Source organism: Neorhodopirellula pilleata (assembly GCF_007859915.1).
GTDB classification, from domain to species: domain Bacteria; phylum Planctomycetota; class Planctomycetia; order Pirellulales; family Pirellulaceae; genus Rhodopirellula; species Rhodopirellula pilleata.
Genome location: NZ_SJPM01000002.1, coordinates 933,605 through 958,297 on the forward strand (window position 1 = coordinate 933,605; position 24,693 = coordinate 958,297).

The window sequence follows — 24,693 nt, forward strand, 5'->3', positions numbered from 1 at the left end:
TAGTATGTAGCCCTACGCGTCAGCATGGGGGGTCCCAACCCAACAACTCTCCCAGCAGCGGAGCGGCGACACCTGCTGCCGTCGTTCCACGACTCCTTAACGTGTTGCTCATGCCCACCCCATGCTGATGCATGGGGCTACATGCTGTCGCGGCTACGCCGCTGAAATCACGAGCCGTTCTCGTCGTCCATCTCGAATCGGACCTGCTTGGAATCGCCGCCGTCAAGCAGGTTTCCTTGCCCGTCCCTGATCCAATCAGCACTTCGTGATGTGATCGTCAAACCACCCAGGCTCGGCTCGATGCTCAGCTCCTCTTCCGCGTCGGCGATCTCCTGCGAACTCCAACCGAAACGAGCGAGATCCGTGAAGGTGAACGTGAAAGCGCCCGATTGATCCTCGCTCACCCATGCGTCTTTCAACCGGGCGACCGCCAAACACACGCGCGTGAACAGAATTTCTTTTTGAGTTTTCTCAAGCGATTGCGAGAACGACTGCATGCGACTGTTACCTAGAATCGGAAGTCGCCTGTGGGTCAACCCAGATGACTTGAGCCACTGATCAATCCCGTAGAAATGAACGACGCTCCGATCAGTGACCGGGATACTTCTTGACATATTCTTGCGGTCTTTCGGCGGGAGCAGCGCCCGTGCGATCGCTAGCGTTTCGCTCGGTGCATACGACCCCGGTTCGTCCTGCGTGGACCGGGAGGCGCGGTTTGAATAACTACCAAACCAATTACGAGATCGAGAGGTCACCTCAGGGTTTTGCAGAAACAGCCCCGCCAGCCATGCTTGATTGGATCGCTCGTCAATCCACGATTGTTCCCAATCGATGGAGACTTTCAGTATTCGATCCAGTTCCGCGTATTGTTCGTCGTTGAGCCACCCCTTCGCCGCCGCGATACGAGTGATCCTCATCGGGTGAGACAAGTAGAGCGAGTGATTCCAGGAAATCGATTCATTGGGAGCCGGCAAGGTTAAACCGTATAACCGGGTGAGTTCGTTCATGACAAGACTCGGATCTGGCTCGTCGCCACGGATTGTTAATCCTAGGTCGCCGGTCGGAATTTGAACCAAGAGCCAAACGGGTGCCATGGATACGTACCCATGTTCGATTCCCTCGTACTGAAAAGTAGCCGGATAAACACGATGGAGCGAGCTATCCGTTGACAACATCAATGTCTTCAAGCTTTGATCTAGAACTTTGAATCGGTCGTTCAACTGGTCGATCAAACGCCTCCTTTCTTTGCTTAGTGACTCGGGTTGAGTCCAAAGCAGGTCTTCGACTTGCTCACCTAACAACACATTGGTGTACCAAGTTCGCGAGTAAGCCGAACCGGCCATCAGTTCATGAATCTTACGCACTTGCAATCTTTCCGCATCGCTTCGGATCGGTTCAAGAACTGGTTCGTTGACAACCAACTCGGCGATCAGGTGACGCTGCGTCGAAGCATTTCGCAGCCACTCCCACGAGGAGGCGGTTAGCATCACGACCAAGGTGGCCATCGGAGCCAGAACGATCGCCGGAAACATCCAATCGGCTTTGAACCATCGCATCATCGTGTTCCCTTCGTTTGATCGGTCGCACCGTTTCGAAGCGTTTCAATCTGTTGTTCCCACGGCAATCCGACGTAACGAACCGGATACAACGACTCGCCATAAAACCCCCACGGGATGGTCGCAATGGTGGGGACTTCGTTTCGATGCCAATCGGAATACGGTCCTAACTCAAACGGGACTGCGCCGAACACCGTCTGCTCGTGCAACGTGATCTGCCACGGTTGAATCTCGCCCGGTCGCGATTCCGATTCGATCGCCGAAAGTGCGGCGGCGACGAGTGTTCGCATTCGAGACTGACGCGTCCCCCGACCTTTGGCACCGGCCAACGATTGGTCCTCCGGATCGATCGTCAGACCGTCGATCAATGTGTGCGAATCGACCGTGCTCCGGGAATTGAAGTCGTGATAGCTGACGAGAATCGCTCGACGCCGAGCCTCATGTCGCTCCGCCGTGGTTGGCAAACGACTCAAAGCTGTCACGAGCGTCGGGCTGGACGGGTCGAGATTCAATTCGGGATCGGTCAACGTATCGGCAATGAAAATCTCCAACCGGTCGGCCGATTCCTGGTCGAGCCAACGTGTACTGCGTCTGAGACCGGCGACCAGTGTCGCCACATCTTGAACGGAATCGACGAACCGATCGTTTGCCTTCTCACGGTACTCGATTCGTTCAAACATCAGGACGCTGAAAAGATCCCCGAGAGTTGGAGTTTCCATTTGAACGATCGCATTCGGACTTTCGATCAATCGATCCATGTTCTCGAACAACGAGATGAATTGAAGATCCTCCTCGTCCAATTTCGATCTCAGAAACTGACGCGTCTTCAGGTTGTCGGCTTCGATTTCATCAGCCGCCAAACCATAGGAAAATCCGATCTTTGATTTGATCTGGATCGTTCGCGGTGCCGCCGAACCAACGGCATCGCTTCCTAAGCGGACCGTTTGGATATCCGGAATCAAGAAGCCTTCGAAGTCCGGCGGTTTGATCACACCGAAGTAAAAAATGGTGGCGACGACCGCCGCACTGACACTCCCGTACACTCGGTCGTTGCCCAACATGTAACGTCGCATCAACCACCACGTCACCGCCATCATCACCATCGTCCAGATTGCCAGCGTTGTCACTGACAACAATGATCGACTCCACAAAATCAGGAGCGGCAAGGTGATCAGTGGAGCCGCGAAGTATGCCAAGACTGTCGTCCGCATGACTTGCGAGAGCCACTGGGAAATGGCGTAGGCCATCCCGGCGAACAATCCCACTTGAAGAACGCTCGGTAGAATCGTTAGCGGGTAGTTGTCTGCAGTTCGATTCGCAATCAGGTAGGTGGCAATCGCCGCGTAGACGACGATCGATGATGACAAAATTGCCAGCGGAACCGCATGACGAGCCAGATAAACCCGCGTCGGTGACACACCGATCAACGCCAGTGGACGAACCGCCGCCGGCGAACCAGCAAACTTGAACACGCTGACACCCAACCAAGATGCCGTCAGTCCGAAGAGCATGGCGGGGACTCCTGGGTTCTGCTCGATCGAATCGGGGTGATCTCGAAGCGAAAACAAGCTGACCGTCGCCAGCGTCAGGAGGCCAAGATGAATTAGCCAAACCCGAGCCATGTTTTGCAGGCTGAACCACAACAACGCCGCGAACGAGCTTTCAAAACGATAGGACCGATCACCCGAAAAAGTGTTTCCAATCCAACTGAGTATGTCAGTCGGATGCCAGCGTGTCGCGGGCGTTGGGGAAAGGACTCGGACGGCGCTTCGATATCCGACAAAGGCAAACCCCAGCGTCGAGACGGCGATTGCTGCCAACGTCAAGCGAATTTCACGTGATTGACCGTTCCAAATCTCGATTTCTGGGCCGTCCAAAAACGTCCACACGATCAGGCTGGGGACGAACATCAACGCGACCAAAGCCACCAACGCCAGGAACGGATTGGCGATCTTCCAAGCGGTATAAAAACTGACCACCAAAACAAAAATCGATCGCGCCACCCAAGCCACTGCGTGCACACCCGGCATCCCAACACTGGGATCGTCCAGCGCAGTCCGCGAAGCGAATGATCGGTCGACGCCGAAACCGAATATTAAAATGGCGGAAACACACCACATCACCACCAGTCCGATCAAAGCAACGACCCCTTTGGTCACGATCAACCGGCGTGAAGACATCGGTAGCATCGACATCCATTGCATCGTTCCTTGCTCGCGTTCGAAGCCAACCAGGATCGAACCCGCACCGGTCGCGAAGACGATCGGCAGGATCAAAAACGTCCATTCGAGCTGAACGTAATACGCATCGGTGCGGACCTCCCACATCGACGACTGGATCGTCCACAAGATTCCGACGATCATCACCAACGCGGCCACGAGCGGCAACAGTTGGCACGACTCTTTCCAAACGAACCAGCGTGTGCTCGTATTCATGAGGTCACCACCTCGGTTGCGTTGCCCGTCGTACACGCCACGAACACTTCCTCCAGCGTCGCCGGATGAACGCGGACGTCTAATACGCCCGGCGAGTGGCGAATCAGATCAACCATCTCGGGATCGAAGTCGCGAACGAACCATCGCCGTCCGGTTCGTTCGCGTTCATCGACCAAGACGCGGGCTGGCGGCGGCAGTTCGGGCAGGGCAACATGCGGATCGTCAAAATCGACGACGACCCTGGTGATGGCCGATCGGATTTCATCGATCGATCCAGACATCACGATCACCCCGTCGTGCAAGATCGCCACGCAGTCGGCCACGCGTTCGACCTCGGCGATTTGATGGCTCGATAAGAACACCGTTCGCCCGGCCGCCGCTCGATCGATCATGCTTTCCAAGAATTCACGCCGGACCTTCGGGTCGAGCCCCGAGGTCGGTTCATCGAGGATCAACAATTCCGGGTCGTGGGAGACGGCCAACGACAACGCGACCTTGGCCCGTTGGCCTTTACTGAGATACTTGATCTTTTGCTTCGGGTCGACTTTGTACTGGGCGATCGATTGGTTGAAGCGATCGCGATACTCGGGCCAGTAGAACGACGCGGTGAACGAGCCGATTTGTTCGACCGTCATCCAACCGTACAGCGGCGGAGCGTCGGGAACGTAGCCGATCAGACGGCGAACCTGATCGCCTTGCGTCAGCGGATCGAGTCCGTTGACGCGGCAGGTACCTGCCGTGGGCGTTTGAAAGCCCGTTAGGATCCGGATCAAACTCGTCTTGCCCGCGCCGTTTTCGCCCAAGATGGCGAATACGGTGCCCGCACGAATTTGCAGATCGACACCACGCAGCGCCTCACAGCGTCGATAGTGCATCGTCAATTGCTCGGTCTGGATCACGACCGGCGATTCGTTCGGGCTGGATTGATCAGACATCGGCGTTCTCGTTGGGGACGATGGATTCAGAGTTGACCGACGGCGGCGCTTTGGCGAGCCGTTTGAGGTGGGCATTGACGATGGACTGGATTTTTTCTTCGCTCAAGCCAGCGTTCCATGCTTCACGAAGACTCTCGCCGATCCGGTCGGCCAGGACGTCGTTACGCTGCCGACGGCACAAGGTCGCTGCCCCGTTGCAGACGGCCATTCCGCGACCACGGAGCGATTCGATCACGCCGTCATTTTGTAACTCGGTGTAAGCGTGCGCGACCGTGTTCGGATTGATGGCCAACTGTCCGGCCAACACGCGAGCGCTGGGCAACAGCTCACCCGGTCGAACTTTGCCCGCCGCGATCGCGAACTTGATTTGACGAACGATTTGCAAATAAATCGCGACGTCGGCGTGAAAGTCGATGTCTAGAAACATGAGCCCTCCAGGAAGTATAGCTACCTAGTGAACTAGGCAACCCTTTAGGCATGCTAGGTGATGATCGGGCCGTAGTCAAGCGAAAGGCATCTGCTTCAAAACTTAAACTTAAACTTAAACTTAAACTTAAACTTAAACTTCCCAGCTTCTGGCGCGATCCAATTTCGCCCGTGGCGATCGTCCTTCGGACGAGGTGTAAGCGAGTTTAAGTTTAAGTTTAAGTTTAGGTTTAGGTTTAGGTTTGCCGGAAGCGTTTGCCTGCTGCCGGGTCTCCGCTATCGCTGCGACCCAGCCTACTTTTGGGTAAAGTCCGTTGATGGCTAATCGACAAGACTATTTGCGCAACTAGAATGAACGGCCTTCTCTTATTGCCGAGCAAACCATGTCATCGATCCGCGTTTTCATCGCCTCCGTTTTGCTCGTGTGTGGATTGTTCACTGACGTTCGTCGTTCCGCAGCGCAGTTCGACGACGGGGGTCTGGGGTCCCCTTCGGCACAGCTCGGAGATGAAATCTGGTTGGTCAGCAGTCGGCATCTCGGCTCGCGAAATTGTGACGTCGAGTCGCTCGAGGTCCGTCAATATGCAGACGGACAATGGTATTCTTCGACACCGCAAACTCTGCTTTCGGCGGAGATGGCGGTCGCTGCCAAACCGACCGTGATCTTGGTCCACGGCAACAGCTGGTCGTTATCCAAAGCGATCCAACGGGGGCTGCAGACCTACCGTCAGGTGTTTTTGCCTTGGCGTGATAAGCCGCCGATACGGTTCATCATTTGGACATGGCCGTCCGATCGCATCCCCGGACCGATCCGAGACATTCGGATCAAAGCGGATCTCGCCGAAGACCACTCGTTTCATTTGGCGAAGTTCCTGCAACGGATCCCGGTGTCTTCTCAGGTTTCCATGATCGGTTACAGCTATGGATCCCGCGTCACCCTGGGGGCATTGAATCTGCTCGGCGGTGGCAGCATCAACGGTGCCCGTATCGCAGCAACACAGGCCCCGACGCCACGCATCAATCTAACCTTGATCGCGCCGGCAATCCGGAACGATGCGCTGTTTACCTCGGTGCCACATGCTTTTGGACAATTGAATCATCTGTTTGTGATGTACAACCGCCGTGACCGTTACTTGTCGCTTTTTCGCTTCACCCGCTTTAGCGGAAAGACACCGGCGATGGGGTACACCGGATTAGCATGTGCGGGCCGCTTGCCTGGCGCCGCCTATCGAATCGATCAGTTCGATGCAGCAAGAGCGGTCGGTCCCGATCATGACTATTTGGAATACATTCGAGATCGGAACGTCGAACAGCGATTGCGTCGGAACTTGTTATATGCTCCGGTCGGCTATTAAGACCAAGCGAAATACGGCCAAGGGCCCTCGTCATTGGCGTTGGCGGGCATTTCGATGAATCCATCGCTCTGGGCCATCGAAACAAGATCACCAGAGCCTTGACCGATGACCAGTTCGGCCAAGCCTGGGCCGATCATTCGCACCGCTCGCATCCAGTGCAATGGCAACGTCTTTGAACCGGCGTCCTCTAATCGGACCAACGGCGGGTGGGGGTTCCAATCGCTGACACCCGCCAATTTGGCGATCAACGGCAAGGCGAACCGTACCGCCCCCATGGTCGCGCTGACCGGATTGCCCGGCAAACCTAAAATTGGCTTGACGGGTGCTTGGGATGTTTCTTGGTACACCACACCCAAAATGGGTCTACCAGGCCGAAGTGGCAAGCGATGGAAGATCGTTTCGGCTCCCATGTTTTTGAGCACCGAGGGCACGTAGTCGTGATCGCCCATCGAGACACCACCGGTCAACAAGACCGCGTCGTGACTCGCGATCGCTTGCTCGATCACCCCACGCAACGCCTCGGGCTCATCAGGGCTGTGGGCGAGTGTCGGAATCACGGTGTACGAACACGCGTCGATCAATGCCGCAAGGGTCAATGAGTTACTGTTGCGGATTTGCCACGGCGATATCGGTGGTCCGCCATCGCCTTCAGACGCCATCTCATCACCCGTTGTGATGATGGCAACGCGAACAAGCGAATAAACCGACGCAGATCGAATGCCGAAGTTCGCCAGCGACGCCATCTGAGGTGATTTGACCAGCGTCCCGGCGGGGAGAGCAAGATCACCGCCGCGAAGGTTTTCGCCTCGGCGACGAATGTTCAGCCCCGGCTGACTTTCGTTTGCCTGAGGTTTCCAGCGAATCGTGCCCAAGCTCGCTGCATCGTCATCAATCGTCGCCTGCGATTCAATCGTGTGTTCACGCTGGATGACGCGATCACAACCACGCGGCACGACCGCACCGGTGAAGATTCGCACGACACCCGACCCGCTCGACTTTGAGGGTGATAGCTCCGGCGGCGGGGAACCGGGCACACATTCGGCGACGACGTTCAGTTCGCCACTTTGAGAAAGTTGGCCGGGAAAGATCGCGTAGCCGTCCATCGCTGAAACGTCCGCTGCGGGACTGTCGCGGTCCGCGTGAATCGATTCCGCCAAAACTCGTCCGACGAGATCCTCGCACCCCAGTTCCACTCCGACGGGTAACACTCGGTCAGCGATCGCGGCAATCGCGGCGTCGGGATGCTCAAAGGTTTCATTCATCGGTATGGATCAGCGGCCATTGAGTCGGATGGTTAACATTCGTGAGTGCGTGGGCACTCAACCGCACCGTTTGATGCGGATATCGCTCGATGAAACGATAAAGACTCCGGTCATCCGACGAAACCAGACACTCGATCGGCTTCTGTAACGCCACCGGGTAGATCGCCACGAGCGGCTCGATCCGCGTCGGGGTTTCTTCACTCACTGCTGTCACGATCTGATCCGGTTGATCGCCAAACGTGTCCGCCAAAACCTGCAGTTCATGGGCGGGCAGGAACGGAAGATCGACAGGGATGACGAGGACTCCGGTGCAGGAATTGGCAACAGCGTACTCGATCGCCAAACGCAAACCTTCGGCCGGTCCACGTTGGTCGATCTGATCGATCAAGGTCACGATCGAGTGGTGCTCGGTATCAATCAACTCATCGATCATCCCTGCTTGATCCGCGTTAAGCGAGACGGAAACCTTGTCACAACAGCGTAGCAGTTCCGAGATCGCATGCCGCAAAAACGTACCGCCTCTCGGATGAGCCAATTCGGCTTTGCAATGTCCCATCCGCGACGAACGACCGCCGGCGAGAACAACACCAAGAATTCGTGAGACGCCGGAGGTAGACATGATGGTGAGATCAATAAAAGCAAGTCGACGACGCTGAAATAACTTCGCCATTTGCATCGAGCAAGAGAATCGTACCCCGACGCGTCAGTTTTGAAGTTGCACTTTCGTCTGTGGCATTGGTTTTTAGTAACCCGCTGCGTAAGCGAGGGATGAGTCAATATTAATGATCCCTCGCTTGCCGGGCTGTTGATTTAGTCCTCATCGAAACCCGAAGCGTGAGCGAGGGATACATACAGAGGCCTTAATGGCGATGAATCCCTCGCTCACGCTTCGGGTTACGATTAAATCAACAAGCCCTTACGCTGCGGGGTAAAAAAAAAGTGCAACTAGCGAAACGTGTTCGGAATGGTCTTAACCCGTTTCCGCCAATCGAGGCACCGGCATTTCGCACAGTTCGTGAAAATGATGCTGGGTTCGATCGACGGTAAATCGGATTTGTTCTTCGCTGTGTTCGCTCGTGATAAAGAATCGCAATCGGGCGGCGGACTCGTCAACGGCCGGATACAAAATCGGTTGCACGTTGATGGCATCTTTCTTTAAGCGATTGCTCAACCTCAGTGCGACGAGCGAGTTCCCCGTGATGACCGGCACCACTGGAGTTCCACCGCTGTCGCCCGTGTCCAAACCTGCTTCTTGGGCGAGTCGCAAAAACAGATTGCTGTTGTGACGCAATCGTTCGACCCGTTCTGGCTCGCGTTCGAGCACATCGAGGGACGCGATCGCGGCAGCCACTTGGCTGGGCGGCATCCCGACGCTAAACACAAAACCCGGCGCGGTGTAACGCAGCAATTCAACCAGCGCTTGGCTGCCCGCAATGTAACCGCCGCATGAGGACGCGGATTTGCTTAACGTTCCCATCCAAATATCGACTTCGCGTGCATCGAATCCGAAATGCTCGGCGATCCCATGCCCCGTCTTGCCCATCGTTCCGAAACTGTGGGCTTCGTCGACCATCAACATGCAGCGATGGCGTTTCTTGACTTCGATGAACTTCGGCACATCGGCAAAGTCACCGTCCATGCTGTAGACACCTTCGATCACGACGAGCGTGCGCCGGTATTGATGACGCAGAGCCTGCAACATCCGGTCGAGGGCTTCGTAGTCGTTATGAGGAAACGGGCGTCGTTTGGCACCGGATAACAACGCCCCCTGCACGATACTGTTGTGCGACAGTGAATCGTGCAGGATCAAATCTTCGGGGCCGACGATATGGCCGATCGTCGTTTCATTGGTCGCATGCCCGCCGACCATCGTGATCGCCGCGTCGACGCCGAGCCACTGCGCGATCTTGCGTTCGAGTTGTCCGTGGATCGGCTTTTCGCCGCTGACAAGGCGACTGGCCGAGACGCTCGTGCCGTACTTGCGAATCGCATCGGAGGCAGCGGCGGAGACTTCCGGATGCCCGGACAAACCCAAATAATTGTAGCTCGCGAAACTGATGTACGTCTTACCGTCGATCATCGTCGTGTCGCCGACGGTGTTGTCATGGACGGTGAAGTACGGATTCGGACAACCGGTCAGTTGCATCTGCCGCATTGTCGCCTTGAGTCGCCGGTATTCGGTGAACTGCGTCACGTCGTCTTCGGGAGCCACCGGCGACAATCGTGGGGTCCGGACGACGGTACCATTCGCGGACGTGTCACTGATCGCGGCATGGATACCAGTCGCATTGACTTCTGAATCGGCCGCACCGAGCTGCGCGTTGGGGTCTTTGAGGAACGACTCCGCCCGTCCACGTGCGCCGGCGGGAAGATAACGTTCGACGGCCGCAGCGGTTTGGCCGATCGTTTCGATCTCATCGAGCACGGTTTCGGGGAAACGCCCGCCAAAGGTCCGCTCAAGGTTGCGAGCGATCTCGAGTCGCTCCAAGCTATCCAAGCCGAGGTCCAAGACGATGTTTGTGTCGGTTGAAATCTGTCCGGCACGTTCGCCGGCGATGCGACGAACGTGAGCCTCGATCGCGTCGATGATGATCGGATCGGCGGCGGCGTTCAAACCCGCCGAGCCCGAAGCCGCCTTCATCATCGTTTCCGAGCTACCGCCAGTCGATTGCAAGGAAGACTCTTCGCCGCGAACCCATTGGGCGACGATTTTTAGTTCGTGATCGCGGACGGCATGCAAACAGGCGTGGCGTTGAATTTTGCCGCTGCTCGTTTTCGGCACGCTGCTGTTGCGGACCAAGTAGATCGCATCAGGAGGCAGGTCGTGTTCTTCGGTAACGGCTCGGCGGATCGCTTGAAGGTGCTCGTCCCAATCCATGTCACGGCGACGAACGGTCTCCGCCACAATCACAAGTTGCTCACGGTCGATGTCGGTCATCGCGAACGCCGCCACACTGCCCGCCTGGACCAAGTCGCTGGCCTTTTCGACCGTCGCCTCGATGTCTTGCGGGTAGCGGTTGACGCCGCGGACGATGATCATGTCCTTCAGCCGACCGGAGACATAGAGTTGATCTTCGTGGCGGAATCCCAAGTCGCCGGTTCGTAGAAACGGCCCTTGATCGTCGTCGGTCATTGCCGAAAACGTCTTGTTGGTTTCTTCACGACGTTGCCAATAGCCACGGCCGACCGAAGGGCTTTGAACCCAGATTTCACCGATCGAATTGGAAGGCAGGATCTTCAACGAATCAGGATCAACGATCTCGATGCGTTCGCCCGGTAGGATGCGACCGCACCCGACCAACTCGCGACTATCAATCTCATGGCGCGACGGTACGACATTCTTCTTGTCGAGTTCCGCTCCGTCGAACGACGTCAAAACGGGACGAGTTTCTTTGGGGCCACCGGTGACGATCAAGGTTGTCTCGGCCATGCCATAGCACGGCAGGTGCGACGACGCGCGGAATCCGATCTTGCTGAATCGTTCGGTGAACTGTTGCAACGTCGACGCGCGAATCGGTTCGGCTCCGTTGAACGCAACTTCCCACGACGACAAGTCCAAGCCTGCGACTTCGGCGTCGTCGATCTTGTCGACGCACAACTGGTAAGCGAAATTGGGTCCGCCGCTGATCGTGACTTTATGTCGCGAGATCACTTGCAACCAACGCGATGGCCGCTGCAAGAACGACATCGGGCTCATCAACACGTTTGGACGGCCCATGTACATCGGCATCAAAACTCCGCCGATCAGTCCCATGTCGTGATAGGTTGGCAACCAAGTCGTGCCGACGATCTGTTCGGACGGCTCGAACGCGTGCAGAATCAGTTGACTGTTGGCGATCAAGTTTTCGTGCGTCAACATCACGCCCTTGGGCGAGCCGGTCGAGCCGGAAGTGTATTGCAAAACACCCAATGCGTCGCTGCGCAGTCGCGGGCATCGCCAGTAGGCTTCGTCGCGATGGTCCGGCGAATCCGTGCTCAGCATCTGAACGCCGACGAGGTCTTCGTGAAGGTCCGGTCCGGAGAGTTGTTCGATGACCGATTGCGTCGACAGAGCCCATCGGGCGTCGGCATCCAACACAATCGACCGAATCCGGGACGCTTTTCGATTGCGGCGGGGCGGGAACGCCGGAACAGCGATCGCGCCGGCGGCGAAAACCGCGAACAAAGACACGACAAAATCTAAACCCGGCGGGTAAAGCAATAGAACTCGGTCGCCCGGCCGAATTCCGCAACGGCCTTGCAGGTACCCCGCCAGACCCTTCGCTTCGGCCCAAAGTTCGGCGTAGCTTAATGATCGTTCGATCTCATCGCCGTCGGAGAAGGCGAATGCGTTGGAATCCGAGCGTGCTTGTTCCCAGTGCCGAAGGATCGACACGAAATGGTCTCGCGGGGGCATTTCGCCGCAGAAGTATTTTTGCAGATCCACCAGTATCAACCTGTCCCAGGAATGAATATCGCTTCGTAGTCTAGCTTCCTCAACCGAATTATTCATCGGCACATGACCGAAAGATTGCCTGTGGTCCCTAGTTTAAACCACAATTAGCTCAGAAGACCGCTGCGTCGGGGGGATTGTCCCTAAAAACGTGAGAGCACCGATAGTCCACCCTACCGCCAAATCCGCATCGGCGGCAAACCCGCAATTCCGGTGGCATCGACGGGGGCCACATACGACGGCACCGACCGAGGAACCAATTCCGTCGCCCGCAGTCCGGTCTGCAAACTCGAGCGGGGACTCTCGCCCGACGCCAAACTTGCGACCGATGACACACCTCCAATGGACGTGCCCGACCGAATCGGTTGGATCGGTGAGTTAGCCGCCAAAGGTCGCAATCGAGCCGCAATCTCCGGCGGTACGTTGGGGACCGATCCGGCCGCCGCCGGACCTAACGTCTGCGGCATCGCATTGGGTGCCACCCGACCGACGGGCTCGAAATCGACCTGCTGCTGTCGGTCCATGCGCAGCGATTGTTGGGGAACACTGACGGTCTGCGTTTCCGGTTCCCACTGAACATGTGTTTTCGTTTCCGCGATGACTTCGTCGCGGACCTGCCAGGTCGTCTCCGGCACATGGTGGTACGCCACCCGAGGGGCGACGAACGGGTTCCAGCGGTTTTCGACCTTGGGAACCCAGCGATTTTGCGTGACGGGAATGTACATCCGGCGAGTCGTCGGCCGGGTTTCGGTAACAGTCTTGGGTTTGTAGACCGTTTGTTGGCGCTGTTCGATCTTCGTTTCGACCACCGGTTTTTCGATCGTCCGCATGATCTGCCGATACACGATTCCGGTCGCCGGATCGGTGTAGAAGCCCGGAGATTCTTGAGCGGACAGCGGCTGGAAACTCACAAGACCGAGTCCCGAAGAGAATCCTGTGATTGTGGCGAGTGTCAATAGTTTTCGAGCAAGATTAGATCGCATGACAGTCCCTCGTCGTGCGGGGCGGATGAACATCACGGCGGCGATTGAGTTGCCGCTTGGCGAACACCCTGAAAGTGAAGACAATGCCTTTCATCATCGGCGAAACGAATGACCGTCGATGAAATCATTCCATCCTCAGGACACAAACGCATGACGATTACTCCGGATATCCTTCCCATCTTGCGCTGTCCGGCGGGTGGCGGCCCGCTCACCCTGGCCGACGCGGAGTTGATCGAGCGGATTAACGAACAAATTGCCGCCGGCACCGCCCGCGACCAACTCGACGCGCGAGTGGAAACACCCGTCGACGGCGGACTCGTCACCGCAAACGCCGATCGCCTCTATCCGATCCGAGAAAATATCCCCACCCTGATCGCCGATGACGCGATTCGGTTGTAATGGAGCATCGCTCCATTACTTAAACTTAAACTTAAACTTAAACTTAAACTTAAACTTAAACTTAAACTTAAACTTAAACTTAAACTTAAACTTAAACCTCAACCCGCTTCTCAGACGGCGACCGCCCGCTCGAAATTCGTGACGGGTTTAAGTTTAAGTTTAAGAGCCAACTCGCCGCTTACGCGGCTTGTTGGGCTTGGGGGATGGATTTGCCTTGCAACTGAAAGACGCAACGCAACACTTCGGCGAAGGGAATACCGTGTTCCAACTCCTTACGGCGGGTCTTTTGCGCGATCACAACGGCCCCTACTGCAACGGCGATCGGCGCGGGCTTGGATTGCGGGTTGTATTTGATCGCGATCGCCAGTTCCGTCGGATGGCTCACGATCACGTCCGCCATTGGTCGGAAGAACGCCCGTCAGTCCATTTCACCGAGGATCTGGGAAACGCTTCGCGTGGGGTCGTTCTCGAGTTTCGAGATTCAGCCTTTCCTCAAGCCCGAAACCCAAGTCCGTTCCCTGGCGAAGCCCTCACCCGGCGGCGGCCTTCCAGACCGGCACAGCAGCGACGTATTTCGTGCGCGTCGACCGTCCGCATCGCTATCGGAGGAACCATTGAATGTGCGGTTTCCTGCCACAAGTATGGTGGAGTTCGTATCCGCCAAAGAGGAGCGGTAGCTTACCAGCTACCGATTGAACCCCGAGCCCGGGAACTGACCCCCGGTGTAGCCGCAACCCCGCCCCGGCGCAGGTGCAAACTATGAGGAGTTCTGGGTAACCATGTTGGCTTCCAGCGCCGTCCGGACGACGGTCCCGGGGAGCACTTGGATCTGCAGCAACTACAACCTGATGATGCAACCCCGCGAGGTCCTACGAGCAAGGCTCGTCGCTGGAGATAACTCGTTTGAAACAAAATATTTGCGTCAAAGACTGTGCCATTCGTGGGTGGCACCACTTTCACGAGCGGCAAAGTCAACCCTTGGAAAAGTGCTCTGTCCCTATGATTACACTACTGGTCGATCACAATCGACAGGGTCTACAAAAAACACCAACCGAACTGACCACTCCGATCATGAAAACCAACTGAAACCCCTTGAACACAAATCTGCCAAGGAGGGCATTGTGATTACTTCACCATCACCGTGTATGTGAGACAGTCAATTCCAAAAACGCTGGCCAGGAACTCCAAGCGTTCACGAATCCAGCCACGCCGGTGTTCATAGGATTGCCCCCGAAAAACGATCCTCCACGCATAGAAAGGCACGGCGAACACAACGCTGGATGGCATGAAAAACCTGCACTTCAGCGGGATCAGCGACTTCATAACGAGGTTCGCGTGGCATCCGTTTTCCCGTTGTCGAGTTGGGGGGGGGGGCAGCAGGATAATATACGGAAAGTAGCGTGGTGAGTCTACAGAATATGGGTGGCCCCTGAATTGGCCTAAAGACGATGCGAGGTTGCCCTCGACGCTGACGACGCGATACCAAGGTCGACTCGTGGAGTTGGAAGATGAACGTGATGCAATCACCACACTAATTCGCGAATTGGAATCCGAACTCGATCTTCACAAAGGCAAACTAGGCATCAAATGAAGTCGCCCGATGCCTGCGTCGCAGCGCCCATCCGCACACCAGGCAGCCAAGCACGGCAATGCTGGAGGGCTCGGGAACAGCCGAGGCATTGAGTCGCACGTTGTCGAAATCGACTTCCAGATCGGCCAACGGGAAAGACGGGTCCACTTGATTCAGATTGACGAGGCGAATCTGGAGCGTTTCGCCCAATTGAGCATGAGAAGTCCCCGTGTTGAAGTTGACCACACTGGTGCCAAACTGCCCTTCAGCGATCGCACCGAACAGCGAGTTATTGTCCTGAGCCAGCAACACGCCGCCAGCGAGCAAGTCCACTCGGTATCCAGAAAATCCGTCGAGATTGAAGAATTGACCGTTCTGGGCTGTGCCGGAGGCAATGTTCCCAATATCCACTTGTAGCGAGTAGCTCGTGTTCGCCTGGAGTGTTTCGGTGAGCGTCTGTTGGAGTCCGTATTCTCCTTGTCCTCCACTTCCAAAGAAGTTGAATGCGATTGCAACCCGTTGGCCTTCGGAGGCTCCATTGGTGAAGTTGGTTGGCGGATTGGGAGTGAGCGTTCCAATGTAGTAGGTTCCACCGGCACCTCCGTTGGTGATTCCACCGGGGTCATACAAGCCCCAGCCGTTGAGAGGTCCGAAGGTGAACTCGTTGAATGGAGACTCGCCGCTGATGTCTTCAAAACCTGGATTGGTAACCGTTACAACGGCAGCATCACATCGGCCGATCCAACATGCTGCCGCGACGGCGACAATCAACGCCAGAGACGAAGAAGTGCTTTTGGTTGGTTGGATGATCACAGCAGCGACCTCTATCAGGTTTCTCGGTATGCTTGTTCTACAAATCGTTCCCCTATTGGTTAGTTCGACATTGGACAAGATTCGCGACAAAAACCCTGGTCAGAATTATTCCGACGTCCATAATGGAGGTCCGAGACGGCCAATTCCCCAGCGTTTTTGAACGAAAACAGCTATTTTACGAGAACCAACATTCCATGGATTCGCTGAATGTCTCCTCGAACGCTGAGCACTCGAACGCTGAGCACTCGAACGCTGAGCACTCGTCTGGCCAATGGCGACTTCGTCTTCGTGACGGTGACAGTGAGGCAACTCGTCGGTTGTGGGACATGTACTTTCAACGGATGGTCATGCTTGCACGCAAGCAATTGCGGGGTGTGCCTGGAGCCGTTCGTGACGAGGAGGACGTCGCTCTGAGTGCGTTCAAGAGCTTTTGCTTGGGTTTGCAGCGAGGAAAGTACGATACGGAGCATGCGTCGACCAACTTATGGCCGCTTCTGGTTACCATCACGCTTCGCAAATCGGTCGACCAGATTCGATACGAAAACCGTCAGAAACGATCGCCAAATAGTGAGCCTGCAACTTCTCCTCGTCGAACCACGGGTCCAGTCAATGTGGAGGAGCTAATCGGTTCGGAACCTACACCAGAACAGCTCGCCTTGGCAGCCGAGTCATTCGAAAAGCTGCTCAAGATGCTTGATGCAACTGGTGACACCGACCTCAGAGAAATCGCAGTGCAAAGCCTCGAAGGCAGCGGTCCGAGTCAGATCGCAACGGATTTGGGTTGCTCGCCTCGGACCGTGCAGCGGAAACTGAAGACGGTGAGTGCATTGTGGGAGTCTTGCTCACAATGAATGACGCGAGGGATGCAAGCCATCGGTGTGGCGACGAAGACACAAGTTTTGAACAGCTTTCTACTCAGCAAATGCTTGCGGTCAATCTTTGGTGTGATCGCTACGAGAAACTCTGGGCCAAGTCGGAACGACCAACACTCGCCGAATTCGTGCAGTCCGTTGAGCTCGAGGACGTTCATGCATTCCGGGCCCTTGCCTTGGAATTGATCACCATGGATGTGCACTACAAACGACTAGCTGGAGACTCGATTCGACTCAATGACTTTGTCGACCAATTTCCAACTGTCGACGAGCAGGCAATCCGAGACATCTTGTTGCCAAAAACGACCACGACGGGAAGCAGCCAAACCGCATCGGGACTCGCCGAAGAAAATGAACTGCGAAAGGGGCAACAGATCGGCGACTATGTCATCGAAGAGCGAATCGGACGTGGGGGAATGGGGAGCGTGTATCGCGCGCATCACCAATTGATGGGACGAATCGTCGCGATCAAGGCTCTTACACTTCGCACCAGCCAAGACCCATCGAGCTTGCTTCGCTTTGAACGTGAAATCAAATCGGTCGCGAAGATGAGCCACCCAAATGTCGTGACGGCCTATGATGCGCGCCTGCAAGATGGTTCGTTGTATCTGGTAACTGAGTGGATCCAAGGGCGTGACCTTGGCGAGATCGTACTGGAGCAGGGACCGTTACCAGTGGAGGAGGCACTGGATGTTGCGATCCAAGCTGCGAAAGGTTTGGACTATGCGCATTCGATTGGATACATTCACCGCGATGTGAAGCCAAGCAACTTGGTGCGTGATGGCAATGGCAATGTCAAGTTGCTCGATCTTGGACTGGCCAAGCTGCTCGAACAGCGAGATGCCAACACTGGTTCAACGCCGCTGACTGCGGACCATCAAGTAGTCGGCACCGCCGAATACCTCTCTCCTGAACAGGCCAGAACTCCCAACGTCGTGGATGTCCGAACCGATATCTACAGTCTTGGTTGCACAATGATGTTTCTGCTGACGGGAAAGCCTCCGTTCGTGGGCGAATCACCCATCGACACACTGTTGGAGCACATCAACGCCCAACCGCCAATGCTTTGTTCAGAAATGGCAGGTCAAGCACTGCCTGATGGGCTCTCCGCGTTGGTCCATTCCATGCTGAGTAAATCTGTCGACGACCGTCCTGCTTCGATGCAGACGGTGCTCAAGAGGTTGGTTCAAATTCGCAGCCTGACTTCGAGCGATTTTGCGGCTCCCCAAGCTGGCTGGAATCTTCGCGACGGCTGGCTGCCATGGGTTGCTGTGGCCGCAATGATTTTGGCGGCGATCGGATTCGCAATTGGGCGAGGCAATTTCGGCTCGCGTTCGAGTGATATCAATGAGTCGAGCTCTTCGTCAAACCTGAGTGATGGCTTATTGTTCAACGGACGGACCAGCTATGCCGAGGTTCAAGACTTTGACGTGGAGTTAGATGGCCCAGCTATGATCGAAGTGATCGCGACCCCGCAGACTGGCCCATTGCCATGCAACCTTGTGACTTGGGGCGGCGACGACCTGTTCGTACTGTTTGCAGGCTTCGATCAGAAATGGGGTGTCGCATCGCTCAACGATGGAGAATCTCACCTTGAGGTCAGCCGAGATTCGTATGAAATCGGGCGCAAGTACCTTCTCGCCGCGAAGCGAAAAGGTGATCAGCTCGAGCTTTGGGTCGATGGTAGTCAAGTGCCCACGCGACGCGGGGAATACGAGCTTGTATCCAGCCGCCGATCACTTTGCTTTGGAGGACTTCCCGATGGTCTTCTGCCAAGACACCAAGGGACAAGATTCTTCGCGGGAATTATCCACCAAGTCAGAATTTCCAAGGGCGAGGAGCTTCAACCTGCTGCACGGGTTCACAACATCCTCGCTGTCGAATCTTCGACTGTCGGCATGTTTGACCTCTCCGAAGGAGAAGGCGCGGAAGCGAAATCAACCGTCAACGGATTCCGCGTTCAACTGATTGACACTCAATGGGAACGAGAATTTCAGACCCAAAAACAACCATAGGGTCGGCTCACGCCGGGGTCAGGCCGGGTTTTCGGTTTTCGCGAGTCACTGGGTTCCCGCACCGACGCGACCAAATCATCGCGATCTTCCGGCACAATTCGGTTTGGCATATCCGGGGAAATCGTCTAGGTTGGTTCACTGATCGACGAAGCGGATGGCCGAGTCGACGAGCCAAAGGCATCCGATCAACAACCTCAAACGCTCCCTGGCCCTGAAAACCGAAAACCCAGCCTGACCCCGGCGAAGCCATTCCAGCACGATCGGCCAAGCCGGCTACGGAAGTCGGCTCACGCCGGGGTCAGGCTGGGTTTTCGGTTTTCGCGAGTCACTGGGTTCCCGCACCGACGCGACCAAATCATCGCGATCTTCCGGCACAATTCGGTTTGGCATATCCGGGGAAATCGTCTAGATTGGTTCACTGATCGACGAAGCGGATGGCCGAGTCGACGAGCCAAAGGCATCCGATCAACAACCTCAAACGCTCCCTGGCCCTGAAAACCGAAAACCCAGCCTGACCCCGGCGAAGCCATTCCAGGGTGTGCCGGGATAAAACCGGTTTTGGATAGAGAATGAAAGTTTCTTACGAAGAACGATTAGCTGTTACCGACCGAATTACGGTCGTACTTTTTGCCGAATTAGGACTGTAGGGTTTTGGGGGTGCTGGAGAGCCTTTTGCCGAATTGCTGAGAATTTTGGAGAAGGGATTCGGGGCGCGTGCGACGTGGCGGACCTCATGGGCTGGCCGCGCATGAAAAAAGTGCGATCACTGCGGTTGAGTGATCGCACTTAAGCGTCGAGGTTCGATGTGCTGAGTCGGCTAGGTCGGTGACTCCACACGGCCCCGGTCAGCCATGATCTTGGGGACATAGCACCGCAGAGGCTATTGACTTGGCACCCTGTAGCGGTAATCATGACGGGGTCGAGTTTGCTGAGTTGGTAACCACTGAGGTGCGTGATGGCACGGATGAGTCGAGCGGAAGTTTTTGATCCGGGCGAAGTCGCGGTCGGACACGTGTTTAGCCGTACCGTCAGACGGTGCTTTCTCATGGGCGATGATCCTGTCTCTGGGAAGAACTTCGACCATCGCAAACGCTGGATCGAGGAATATTTGCAGCAATTCGCGGCGTATTTCGGAATCGATCTGCTTTGCTATAGTTTGCTTTCAAATCATTTCCATTTGATTCTTAGGTCTCGACCGGACGTCGTTGCGACTTGGAGCGATGAAGAAGTTGCCCGTCGTTGGATGATGCTGTGCCCCAGCCATCGCAAGGCGGACGGGTCGCCGATGGAACCGACCCAACCGGAGATCAACTCCATCGCCGGTTGTCCGGTTAAGCGTGAAGAGATTCGCCGTCGTTTGAGTGATCTGAGTTGGTGGATGCGGTTGCTGTGCCAGCGTGTGGCAATGCGGGCCAACCGTGAGGACGAAGAACACGGTCGCTTTTTCCAGGATCGATACAAGGCGACTCGGCTCACCGATGAGGCATCTGTGTTGGCTTGTGCGGCTTATGTGGATCTCAATCCGATTCGGGCGGCGATGTGCGAGCGGCTCGAAGACAGCGATTTCACCTCGGCTCAGCGGCGAATCCAGGCCGAGCATGAAGAAGTTCACGAAACGCCACCCGACGAAGCGACACGTCACGAAACGCCACCCGACGAAGCCACGGGCGAGCGATCCGAACCGATCGCGAAATTGCGGCATCGTCGCGATTCGTTTCTGTCGCCTGTTTCGATCGACGAGCTGCTTGATCCGATCGGCCCGTGTGGCAGTGCCAAGCCGGAGCGTTGCAGTGACAAAGGATTCTTAGCGATGTCGCTGGCGGACTACTTGGAACTATTGGACTGGACGGCCCGTCAGGCGGCCCCAGGCAAACGTGGCAAGACACCCGCAAGTGTCCCGTCCCTTCTCCAGCGACTCGGTTTGGATCAAGCGTCTTGGTGTGAGTTGGTTAGCGACTTCGGCAAGCTGTTCTGCACCGTTGCTGGTAGCCCCGACAGTGTCGACTCCATGCGGAGTCACGGCACTCATCGACGTTATCATTTGCGTCGCCGGGCACGCGAGCTATTCGCGGTCACGGACTAAGGTCCGGGATCAGCATCTTATTTGCTTCAGCTCATCGGCCCAACAGGCCGATCGTGGATGAGGCATGCACTTTTCTCGTCGCAAACGCCGGCAGACCCGGCAAAACCAAAGCTGTCGACGCTTCGGTGCAGGCGACTGTTGTTGAATCAGGGATGTAGCTTTGTTGAGCTACATGCGGATAGACTGGCAAAGTGTCGTGTCCCCAAGCTCCCGCCATTTTGCATGATGCCCAAAATTCGCGAAACGACCTCTGGATTTGCACTGGTAATGTTACTTTCTTCGCCGGGGTCGGATTCAAGATCGAACAGTTGCATCGGAGCGTTCGGTTTCTTTAGCACTTCGTAGCGGACCGCTTTCCACTTTCCCATCCGCACCGCGATCCGTCCGCCACGCTCATGGAATTCCCAATACAGATACGGATGGTCTGCCTGCGTCTCATTGCCTAGAAGGGTAGGCAAAATGGAAATGCCGTCCGTATTGCTCGGTGCTGGAAGTCCGACCAGTTCGGTAAACGTTGGAACCATATCCCAGAAGGCGGAAATATGATCCGACTCGGAACCAGCGGCGATTTTCCCTGGCCAGTATGCAATCATCGGCACATGCACACCGCCGTCATACAGATCGCGTTTGTGACCACGAAACGGTCCATTGCTGTTGAAGAAACTTGGATCGGCTCCGCCTTCCTGGTGGGCTCCGTTGTCAGACGAAAAAATGATCAGCGTTCTATCAGCAATATCGAGTTCCTCGCACTTCGCAACGATTTCACCCACCTGGTCGTCCAGCAAGGTAATCATCGCTGCGAATGCGGCGCGGGGTTTTGCTTGCGACTGATAGGGCCCATTGCGGAAGTTCGGCCCATCATCAACGCCGCGATACTGCTTGGGTTCATCAAAGTGATCACTGAACCGATTCATGTACTTTTCCGGAGCCGCCAATTCGGCATGGGGAATGATGGAGGCCACGTAGGCAAAGAACGGCTGGTCCCTATTGTCCTCAATGAATTGGAGGGTCTTCTCGTGAATCAGAGTCGGGGCATAAGTTCCTTTGGCCGTTCCAGCGTTGTCCTGTAACACCACCTTTTGGACATTGTCCCAAAGGTGGTGCGGATAGTAATGATGCCCCAGACGCTGGCAGTTGTAACCATAGAAAACATCGAAGCCCTGTTTCAAAGGCTCGCCCTCAGAACCAGGGAAACCGAGTCCCCATTTACCAAACACGCCACTGACGTAGCCAGCCTCTTTCAGAATCTCCGGGAGCATTACTACCTCTGCAGGCATCGGATGCTGGCCTTCCGGCATGATTTCCTTGTTGCCGCGCACAAAGGTGTGGCCGGTATGCTGTCCGGTCAGCAGCGCGGATCGCGACGGTGCGCAGACCGTGCTGCCGGAATAGTGGTTCGAAAAGAACATCCCCTTCGCTTTCAACGCATCAATGTTCGGGGTCTTAAAATGCTGCTGCCCTAAGCAACTCAAGTCGCCATATCCCAAATCATCGGCAAGTACATAGATGATATTTGGGGGCGTCATGCGCACCTCGGAAGAGCCTTCGGATGTTTTCTCCTGTGCATAAGAATGCGCACCCATCGCGATACACATGAAGGCGGCGACAACATGCTGATGACGGTATTTCATTTCAGTTTCCTATTTCTATTTAATTTAGCATCGTCGGGACAATAAGTGGGATAGGCTTCCAGCCTGTCTAGGAGTACACGACAGGCTGGAAGCCTATCCCACGTATTTTGGTGAGTTGGAACAGAATAATGTACCGACTCAGAGTGCGGGGCGTACCTTCCAGGTGCAATACTGAAGGAAACAGGTCACACCAGGCAGGTGTGACCTATAAGGAGATTGCAAGAATCCCTATCACAAACACAGCTTTGTCCACTATGATAACTCTATTCTGCCGTATTGGCCTTCTTATGTCCCTAGCACCGTTTTCGGGTGCATTTCCCCAGGAAAGATCAATGAAGCGTCCTTCTTCCCACTCCGGTTTCACATTGGTGGAACTACTCGTAGTCATCGCCATCATCGGCGTCCTTGTCGGTTTATTGCTTCCCGCTGTGCAGGCAGCCCGAGAAGCCGCACGGCGGATGAGTTGCAGCAACAATTTCAAGCAGATCGGGCTTGGCATTCACAACTATCACGCAGCCTACGATCAACTGCCTACTCACGGTGGCGGAACCGTTGGCAACGGTGGTAACACTAACCGATTGCGTTTGAGCATGCTTGTTGGCATCACGCCGTTCGTTGAGCAACAGGCGATTTGGGAGCAAATTAGCAACCCGACCGGTGGCTTCCCATCGATGGGGCCCGTCCCTTGGGATTCAGCCTACAAGCCCTGGGTCACCGAATTGCCCGCCTTTCGCTGCCCAAGCGATCCGGGGGTTGGGTTGCCCGCCTTGGCTCGTTCCAACTACGCTGCATGTGTTGGAGACACCATTTATTTGGTGCACTCAGGAGGGCGAAACCAGGATGGAAATTGGGACTACCAAGATGCAGCCATGACCGATTTTGACGAACAAAATGGCACCGGCGGTACGGGCCAATCAGCCGCTGCGAGTGTTGCACGCTCAACCAACCGTGGATTCTTCTGGATACGGAATACAATGAAATTCCGCGACTGCTTAGATGGTTTGGCTAACACCGTAGCCATGGGAGAGATCGTGACCAGCATCGGTACCAACGAGAACATCGCTGATGTATCGACAGGACGCGATGAAACCCTGCACGCCAATCCAAGCTTGTGCGAGACCCCAATTGATCCAACGCGTCCCCAGTTTTTTACTGGCGGTGTTCTCTCGGATTTTCTTAGCCGAGGCTATCGATGGGCTGATTGCGAAATCGTTTACACGTCGGTCCAAACCATTTTGCCCCCCAACAGCATTTCGTGCGTAATGGGAACAAATGATATAAACCAGGGAGTTTCAAGCGTGGGCAGTCGGCACCAGGGGGGCGCTCATGTCCTGATGGGCGACGGTGCAGTGAAGTTCATTACCGACAGCATCGAGGCGGGCAATAAAGCCGCTGCACCCGCAGGTGCGGGCGAACAGAGCAAGTATGGCTTGTGGGGCTCGTTGGGGACTCGGGCCTCGAAGGAAGTCATCAGCACAGACTTTTAAGTATCGGGCTTTGCCTGCACTGTCATGGTGTAGTGGACGAGGCAACGAGTCACGGCATGAAGGACTCGTTGCCTCGTCCACTACATTCAAATCGGAAACTTAATTTCCGATCGAGCCCTAATTTGATGCCTATTCGTTAGGCGATCTAGTTGTTGTTATGCTTGACACCCGTACTCTTTGACCAGAAGTACGCGCCCTTTGAATTGGGATCTATTTCGACTGGTGCATCGTATTCCAATGCAATCACGGTATCTTTCGGATCAGGTGCAATCGCTGGCACTTCAATCGTCGTGATGTGGCCGCTTGCATCATCCCGCATTATTCACCAAGGACGAAATCGGTTCTGCGTTTTGAGGTTTGGCCATTGCGAAACGCAGCGAAGCGGATTGCGAGTCTGATTTTGACCGACCGCGCACAACGCCCCCCTCCCCCAGAATCG

The 24,693-nt window shown here is 55.6% G+C and carries 17 protein-coding genes; 6 read left to right on the forward strand and 11 right to left on the reverse strand.

Going from position 1 to position 24,693, the window contains the following annotated elements; genetic code table 11:
* Positions 1–167: 167 nt before the first annotated feature.
* Genes Pla100_RS08540 through Pla100_RS08555 form a run of 4 tightly spaced genes read right to left on the reverse strand, consistent with a single transcriptional unit; the run spans position 168 to position 5,353 of the window.
* Positions 168–1,559, reverse strand: coding sequence for a hypothetical protein (locus Pla100_RS08540; RefSeq protein WP_146577205.1), 1,392 nt, complete (start codon positions 1,557–1,559; stop codon positions 168–170).
* The gene (locus Pla100_RS08545) at positions 1,556–3,991 is read right to left on the reverse strand and encodes a DUF2339 domain-containing protein (protein ID WP_146577206.1); all 2,436 of its coding nucleotides are present in this window, start codon (positions 3,989–3,991) and stop codon (positions 1,556–1,558) included. The genes Pla100_RS08540 and Pla100_RS08545 overlap by 4 nt, the downstream gene beginning before the upstream one ends.
* The gene (locus Pla100_RS08550) at positions 3,988–4,926 is read right to left on the reverse strand and encodes an ABC transporter ATP-binding protein (RefSeq protein ID WP_146577207.1); all 939 of its coding nucleotides are present in this window, start codon (positions 4,924–4,926) and stop codon (positions 3,988–3,990) included. Before Pla100_RS08550 ends, Pla100_RS08545 begins: the two co-directional genes overlap by 4 nt.
* Positions 4,919–5,353, reverse strand: coding sequence for a GntR family transcriptional regulator (locus tag Pla100_RS08555; protein ID WP_146577208.1), 435 nt, complete (start codon positions 5,351–5,353; stop codon positions 4,919–4,921). Before Pla100_RS08555 ends, Pla100_RS08550 begins: the two co-directional genes overlap by 8 nt.
* 382 nt (positions 5,354–5,735) lie before the next feature.
* Here Pla100_RS08555 and Pla100_RS08560 point away from each other — a divergent pair, with 382 nt between their 5' ends.
* On the forward strand, positions 5,736–6,707 hold the full coding sequence (locus Pla100_RS08560) for an alpha/beta hydrolase (protein ID WP_146577209.1): 972 nt from the start codon (positions 5,736–5,738) through the stop codon (positions 6,705–6,707).
* Here Pla100_RS08560 and Pla100_RS08565 read toward each other — a convergent pair.
* From Pla100_RS08565 to Pla100_RS08580, 4 genes are all read right to left on the reverse strand, one after another.
* Positions 6,704–7,969 carry a molybdopterin molybdotransferase MoeA gene (locus tag Pla100_RS08565; protein ID WP_146577210.1) on the reverse strand — a complete coding sequence of 422 codons (1,266 nt, stop codon included), beginning with the start codon at positions 7,967–7,969 and terminating at the stop codon, positions 6,704–6,706. The genes Pla100_RS08560 and Pla100_RS08565 overlap by 4 nt on opposite strands.
* Positions 7,962–8,588, reverse strand: coding sequence for a molybdenum cofactor guanylyltransferase (locus tag Pla100_RS08570; RefSeq protein ID WP_197167776.1), 627 nt, complete (start codon positions 8,586–8,588; stop codon positions 7,962–7,964). Before Pla100_RS08570 ends, Pla100_RS08565 begins: the two co-directional genes overlap by 8 nt.
* Positions 8,589–8,939: 351 nt before the next feature.
* Positions 8,940–12,365 carry an aminotransferase class I/II-fold pyridoxal phosphate-dependent enzyme gene (locus Pla100_RS08575; protein WP_390620583.1) on the reverse strand — a complete coding sequence of 1,142 codons (3,426 nt, stop codon included), beginning with the start codon at positions 12,363–12,365 and terminating at the stop codon, positions 8,940–8,942.
* A 209-nt stretch (positions 12,366–12,574) separates the two neighbouring features.
* Positions 12,575–13,384 (reverse strand): hypothetical protein, encoded by an 810-nt coding sequence (locus Pla100_RS08580; RefSeq protein WP_146577213.1) that lies wholly within the window; start codon positions 13,382–13,384, stop codon positions 12,575–12,577.
* A gap of 108 nt (positions 13,385–13,492) precedes the next feature.
* Here Pla100_RS08580 and Pla100_RS08585 point away from each other — a divergent pair, with 108 nt between their 5' ends.
* A complete protein-coding gene (locus Pla100_RS08585; protein ID WP_231602848.1) occupies positions 13,493–13,783 on the forward strand; it encodes a Trm112 family protein in 291 nt (96 codons plus the stop codon).
* Positions 13,784–13,961: 178 nt separating this feature from the next.
* Here Pla100_RS08585 and Pla100_RS08590 read toward each other — a convergent pair whose 3' ends face one another.
* Both Pla100_RS08590 and Pla100_RS08600 read right to left on the reverse strand, forming a co-directional pair.
* Positions 13,962–14,183: an EscU/YscU/HrcU family type III secretion system export apparatus switch protein gene (locus tag Pla100_RS08590; RefSeq protein ID WP_146577214.1), complete on the reverse strand. Its 222-nt coding sequence runs from the start codon at positions 14,181–14,183 to the stop codon at positions 13,962–13,964.
* Positions 14,184–15,359: 1,176 nt separating this feature from the next.
* Positions 15,360–16,166: a PEP-CTERM sorting domain-containing protein gene (locus Pla100_RS08600; RefSeq protein WP_146577215.1), complete on the reverse strand. Its 807-nt coding sequence runs from the start codon at positions 16,164–16,166 to the stop codon at positions 15,360–15,362.
* 194 nt (positions 16,167–16,360) lie between these two features.
* On the opposite strand from Pla100_RS08600, the gene Pla100_RS08605 reads away from it, so the two are divergent.
* The 3 genes from Pla100_RS08605 to Pla100_RS08615 all read left to right on the forward strand — a co-directional run bounded on the left by Pla100_RS08605 (position 16,361) and on the right by Pla100_RS08615 (position 21,136).
* Entirely contained in the window at positions 16,361–17,017 is a 657-nt protein-coding gene (locus tag Pla100_RS08605; protein ID WP_197167777.1) for an ECF-type sigma factor, read from the forward strand.
* Positions 17,014–19,053 carry a protein kinase domain-containing protein gene (locus tag Pla100_RS08610; protein ID WP_146577217.1) on the forward strand — a complete coding sequence of 680 codons (2,040 nt, stop codon included), beginning with the start codon at positions 17,014–17,016 and terminating at the stop codon, positions 19,051–19,053. The genes Pla100_RS08605 and Pla100_RS08610 overlap by 4 nt, the downstream gene beginning before the upstream one ends.
* A gap of 955 nt (positions 19,054–20,008) precedes the next feature.
* Positions 20,009–21,136 carry a hypothetical protein gene (locus Pla100_RS08615; protein WP_146577218.1) on the forward strand — a complete coding sequence of 376 codons (1,128 nt, stop codon included), beginning with the start codon at positions 20,009–20,011 and terminating at the stop codon, positions 21,134–21,136.
* Positions 21,137–21,282: 146 nt separating this feature from the next.
* Here the strand turns inward: Pla100_RS08615 and Pla100_RS08620 are convergent, their stop codons facing one another.
* On the reverse strand, positions 21,283–22,767 hold the full coding sequence (locus Pla100_RS08620) for an arylsulfatase (RefSeq protein ID WP_231602850.1): 1,485 nt from the start codon (positions 22,765–22,767) through the stop codon (positions 21,283–21,285).
* A gap of 332 nt (positions 22,768–23,099) precedes the next feature.
* Between Pla100_RS08620 and Pla100_RS08625 the strand changes: the two genes are divergently transcribed.
* The gene (locus Pla100_RS08625; RefSeq protein WP_146577219.1) at positions 23,100–24,254 is read left to right on the forward strand and encodes a DUF1559 domain-containing protein; all 1,155 of its coding nucleotides are present in this window, start codon (positions 23,100–23,102) and stop codon (positions 24,252–24,254) included.
* Positions 24,255–24,693: the final 439 nt, after the last annotated feature.

Bases quoted from the DNA above. Each gene is read 5' to 3' on its own strand.
- Pla100_RS08540 (WP_146577205.1), bottom strand. From the start codon at position 1,559: ATGATGCGATGGTTCAAAGCCGATTGGATGTTTCCGGCGATCGTTCTG.
- Pla100_RS08545 (WP_146577206.1), bottom strand. From the start codon at position 3,991: ATGAATACGAGCACACGCTGGTTCGTTTGGAAAGAGTCGTGCCAACTG.
- Pla100_RS08550 (WP_146577207.1), bottom strand. From the start codon at position 4,926: ATGTCTGATCAATCCAGCCCGAACGAATCGCCGGTCGTGATCCAGACC.
- Pla100_RS08555 (WP_146577208.1), bottom strand. From the start codon at position 5,353: ATGTTTCTAGACATCGACTTTCACGCCGACGTCGCGATTTATTTGCAA.
- Pla100_RS08560 (WP_146577209.1), top strand. From the start codon at position 5,736: ATGTCATCGATCCGCGTTTTCATCGCCTCCGTTTTGCTCGTGTGTGGA.
- Pla100_RS08565 (WP_146577210.1), bottom strand. From the start codon at position 7,969: ATGAATGAAACCTTTGAGCATCCCGACGCCGCGATTGCCGCGATCGCT.
- Pla100_RS08570 (WP_197167776.1), bottom strand. From the start codon at position 8,588: ATGTCTACCTCCGGCGTCTCACGAATTCTTGGTGTTGTTCTCGCCGGC.
- Pla100_RS08575 (WP_390620583.1), bottom strand. From the start codon at position 12,365: ATGCCCCCGCGAGACCATTTCGTGTCGATCCTTCGGCACTGGGAACAA.
- Pla100_RS08580 (WP_146577213.1), bottom strand. From the start codon at position 13,384: ATGCGATCTAATCTTGCTCGAAAACTATTGACACTCGCCACAATCACA.
- Pla100_RS08585 (WP_231602848.1), top strand. From the start codon at position 13,493: ATGACCGTCGATGAAATCATTCCATCCTCAGGACACAAACGCATGACG.
- Pla100_RS08590 (WP_146577214.1), bottom strand. From the start codon at position 14,183: ATGGCGGACGTGATCGTGAGCCATCCGACGGAACTGGCGATCGCGATC.
- Pla100_RS08605 (WP_197167777.1), top strand. From the start codon at position 16,361: ATGGATTCGCTGAATGTCTCCTCGAACGCTGAGCACTCGAACGCTGAG.
- Pla100_RS08610 (WP_146577217.1), top strand. From the start codon at position 17,014: ATGAATGACGCGAGGGATGCAAGCCATCGGTGTGGCGACGAAGACACA.
- Pla100_RS08615 (WP_146577218.1), top strand. From the start codon at position 20,009: ATGGCACGGATGAGTCGAGCGGAAGTTTTTGATCCGGGCGAAGTCGCG.
- Pla100_RS08620 (WP_231602850.1), bottom strand. From the start codon at position 22,767: ATGAAATACCGTCATCAGCATGTTGTCGCCGCCTTCATGTGTATCGCG.
- Pla100_RS08625 (WP_146577219.1), top strand. From the start codon at position 23,100: ATGAAGCGTCCTTCTTCCCACTCCGGTTTCACATTGGTGGAACTACTC.